3 protein-coding genes are annotated in these 3,984 nt (G+C 49.8%); all 3 read left to right on the forward strand.

Going from position 1 to position 3,984, the window contains the following annotated elements; genetic code table 11:
• The first annotated feature begins 306 nt into the window (after positions 1 to 306).
• Genes V7Z60_RS09040 through V7Z60_RS09050 form a run of 3 tightly spaced genes read left to right on the forward strand, consistent with a single transcriptional unit; the run spans position 307 to position 3,926 of the window.
• The gene (locus V7Z60_RS09040) at positions 307 to 1,584 is read left to right on the forward strand and encodes an O-acetylhomoserine aminocarboxypropyltransferase/cysteine synthase family protein (RefSeq protein ID WP_334117499.1); all 1,278 of its coding nucleotides are present in this window, start codon (positions 307 to 309) and stop codon (positions 1,582 to 1,584) included.
• Between the two features lie 23 nt (positions 1,585 to 1,607).
• Positions 1,608 to 2,990 carry an amino acid permease gene (locus V7Z60_RS09045; RefSeq protein ID WP_334117500.1) on the forward strand — a complete coding sequence of 461 codons (1,383 nt, stop codon included), beginning with the start codon at positions 1,608 to 1,610 and terminating at the stop codon, positions 2,988 to 2,990.
• 45 nt (positions 2,991 to 3,035) lie between these two features.
• Positions 3,036 to 3,926 carry an alpha/beta hydrolase gene (locus tag V7Z60_RS09050; protein WP_334117501.1) on the forward strand — a complete coding sequence of 297 codons (891 nt, stop codon included), beginning with the start codon at positions 3,036 to 3,038 and terminating at the stop codon, positions 3,924 to 3,926.
• Positions 3,927 to 3,984 lie beyond the last annotated feature (58 nt).

A 3,984-nucleotide genomic window follows, 5' to 3' on the forward strand; every position in this document is an offset into this window, starting at 1 on the left:
AACAGGAAACGTTGAAGAGAAGAGTAGGCGGACTCAAATCCCAAAGAGAGCCTTCAGATGGTGAAAGAAGGCGGAGGAGACAAGCTGAAGATGAGCTCTAAGTTTAACCGAGGGTGCAAGCTCGAGGTTCGTGAGGATACGATATAATCCCAGGCATGATAGTGCCGGAAAAGGCTGCAGCTTGCAGTGAAGATGGGTGGTACCGCGCGGAATGCGTCCCTGTGAAAGAATATCTTTCACGGGGGCGTTTTTTTATTTATACTTGTCCGATTCGACGTCTCTTAAAAAATACAGGGGGTCTTCTTTATGAGCAATCAAGATTACAAATTCGAAACACTGCAACTTCACGCAGGCCAGGTCATCGATGAAACGGGTGCCTGCACGACACCGATTTATCAGGCAACTTCCTACGTCTTCAAGGACGCAAAGGATGCAGCTGCCAAATTCGCCCTGCAGCGTCCGGGCAACATCTATTCTCGTCTGACCAATCCGACGACGGCAGTTCTCGACGAACGCATCGCAAAGCTCGAACACGGCACGGCCGGCATCACGCTTGCCACAGGACTTGCCGCAGTTACAGCTGCAATTACGAACATTGCAGGAGCGGGCGATGAAATCATTTCCTCATCAACAGTTTACGGCGGCACATTCAACCTCTTCAACACGACACTTGATGCGCTTGGCATCAAGACGCACTTCGTCGACCCTGACGACCTTTCCAATTTTGAAAGGGAAATCAATGACAAGACGAAGGCCATCTACGTTGAAACAATCGGCAATCCCGACATCAACCTCATCGACATCGATGCCCTGGCAGAAATTGCGCACGCAAACGGCCTGCTGCTGATTGTTGACAACACGTTTGCTTCTCCATATCTCTATCGTCCGCTCGAACACGGTGCAGACGTCGTCGTTGAATCGGCAACAAAATTCATCGGCGGCCACGGAACGACCATGGGTGGCGTAGTTGTCGAAAAAGGCGACTTCGATTACGCAAAGAGCGGTCGCTATCCTGGATTCACGACACCGAACCCGCAATACAACGGTCTTGTTTACGCAGATCTTCAGGGCGCTGCATTTGTCACGAAGATCCGTTCCGGTGCTCTGCGTGATACGGGCGCTGCCATCTCTCCGTTCAACTCCTTCCTCCTGCTCCAGGGTCTTGAAACGCTGTCCCTCCGCGTTGAACGTCACGTTTCAAATGCCGAGAAAATCATTGACTACCTTTCCAAACATCCAAAGGTTGCATGGATCAAGTACCCTGGTCTTGAATCAAGCAAATATCACGACCTGGCAGTACGTGATTTTCCAAAGGGCGTCGGTTCAATCTTCACGCTGGGACTTACGGGCGGCGAAGAAGCCGGCAAGAAACTGATTGAAAATCTCGAACTGTTCACGCTGCTCGCAAACGTCGGGGATGCAAAGTCGCTGATCATTCATCCTGCTTCAACGACTCATGCGCAGCTTTCAGAAGAAGAACTGAAGGAATCAGGAATCACGCCTGATCTGATCCGCATTTCCGTCGGCATCGAAAACGTTGACGATCTGATTGCGGATCTCGACCAGGCACTGGCCAAAATTTAACTTAGACCCGGGAAGTGACACAAATGACAAAAATCAACAAAGACGGAACAAGACGGGAACTGACGAATCTGAACGTTCAGATGATTGCCCTTGGAGGAAGCATCGGCACCGGACTTTTCCTTGGATCCGGCAGCACGATTCACAGAACCGGCCCATCCATCCTGTTCGTATATCTGATTGTCGGAATCTTTTTCTTCTTCATGCTCCGGGCAATCGGCGAGATGATGTACTCGGATCCTGAACAGCACACGTTCGTTTCCTTCATCTATCACCATCTTGGCCCTTCGCTTGGAAAATTCGCCGAATGGAGCTACTGGCTCGAGCTGACACTTGCCGCAATGGCCGAACTGATTGCAATCGCGACTTACGTCAAGCTATGGCTGCCTGACGTTCCTTCATGGTTGATTCAAGTCATTATCCTGGCGGCCTTGACGCTGATCAATTTAAACGTCGTCAAGTTCTTCGGCAATTCCGAAACGATTCTTTCAGGCATCAAGGTCGTTGCAATCATCTTCTTGATTATCGTGGGCATTTACATGATTGCAACACACCATGAAAATCCTTCCGGAACACACGCTTCCCTAGGCAACATCCTTGACGGATTCACCATGTTCCCGAACGGTTTCCATGAGTTTCTCAATGCCTTTCCAATGGTCTTCTTCGCCTTTCAGGGCATGGAGTTCGTTGGAATCACGACGGCTGAAACCAAGAATCCCAGAGAAGTCCTGCCAAAGGCCATCAACCAGGTCATTGTGCGCATCCTGCTTTTCTACATCGGGGCCCTGTTCGTCATCATGGCAATCACGCCGTGGCGGTCAATCTCGCAAAACGGCAGTCCGTTCGTGCAGATCTTTTCTCTGGCGGGAATTCCGGCTGCCGCTTCAATCATTAACTTCGTCGTCATCGTTGCCGCCTGTTCGACCTTGAACAGCGCAATCTTTTCAACGGGGCGCCACCTGTATCAACTGGCGCGCGAATCTCACAGCCAGAAGATGCAGTTTCTGACGAAGGTTTCAGATCATGGCATCCCCGTCAACAGCGTTCTGTTTTCTGCTTCAGTCATGCTGTTTGCGCCGGTTCTCAGCTGCTTCAAGGCTTTGAGCGATGCGTTTTCCTTCGTTGCTTCGGTTTCGTGCGACATTTATATTCTCGTCTGCATCCTGACCATGATTGCACATTATCGCTACCGCAGATCGGATGCGTTCCTGGAGGACGGCTTCAAGCTTCCTGCCTATAAATTCACGAACCCGGCCACCATCGTGTTCTTCATCTTTATTTTCCTGTCGCTTTTCGTCAGCCGTTCTTCCTTTGGTCCGGCACTCGGCGCCGTTTTGTGGTTCGTCTGCTTCAGACTGGTTCAGAAAATCCGCAATCAGCCCGAAGACGAAATCGAAATCAGCGAATAAGCAGGTCATAATAATAAGAAGAAAAAAATAATTGGGGGAATTACTTTGGGAACACATCAGGAAAACGTCAGGCTGGCACTGGAAATTGCCGAAAGGGCCATGAAACACGCTGAAGAACAAAATGCAGGACTTGACCGCAAAATTCCGGAAGTCACGCGCATTGACGACCTGCAATACGGTCCTGATTCCAGATGGAACCTTTTGGACATCTATCTGCCAGAAGAACACGGAAGGAAAATCCCAGTCATCTTCTATTTTCATGGCGGAAGCTGGATTTCGGGAATCAAGGAAAATGCGCAGTTTTACGGAATGAGTCTTGCCAGACACGGTTTCGCATTCGTCAACATCAGTTACCGGCTCCCGCCTGACGTTGTTTTTCCGGGCAGTCTCAATGACGTCAACCAGGCAATTCACTGGACATGCGACCACGCCATGAAGTACAATCTGGATACCAGGAATGCATTTCTCATCGGAGACAGTGCCGGAGGACAGATGGTCAGTCAGTACCTGACGATTCTGACAAATGACGTTTTTAGAGAAAAATTCGGATACAGCAAGCCGCAAATGACGGTCAAGGCCGCCGCGTTGAACTGCGCCCCTGCATTTTTAGACACACCGGGGATGCTTTACGATTCAAGCAAGGCCTACTTTACGGAAGATATCCTGAAAAATCATCTCGACATGCTTCAGACAGAAAGCTACATCACACCAGCATGGCCGCCGATTTTTCTCATGACTTCCAATGAAGACTTCATCCGCGACTGCAGTCTCGCATTCGCCGGATATCTGAAGGCCAGAAGGGTTCTCTATGAATTCCATGATTACGGTACGAAAGAAGCTCCTCAAAAGCATTGCTTCCATTGCGACGTACGCAATCCCGTCGGTGAACGGTGCAATCTTGACGAACTCTCCTTCTTCAGAAAATATCTTGACTAGCTCGTGAACTACTCGGCCATAAATGACCGAGCTTCTGGGAACACGAAGTAGTATTCAG

Origin of the sequence: Ligilactobacillus sp., from assembly GCF_036846325.1 — a bacterium.
GTDB lineage: Bacteria > Bacillota > Bacilli > Lactobacillales > Lactobacillaceae > Ligilactobacillus.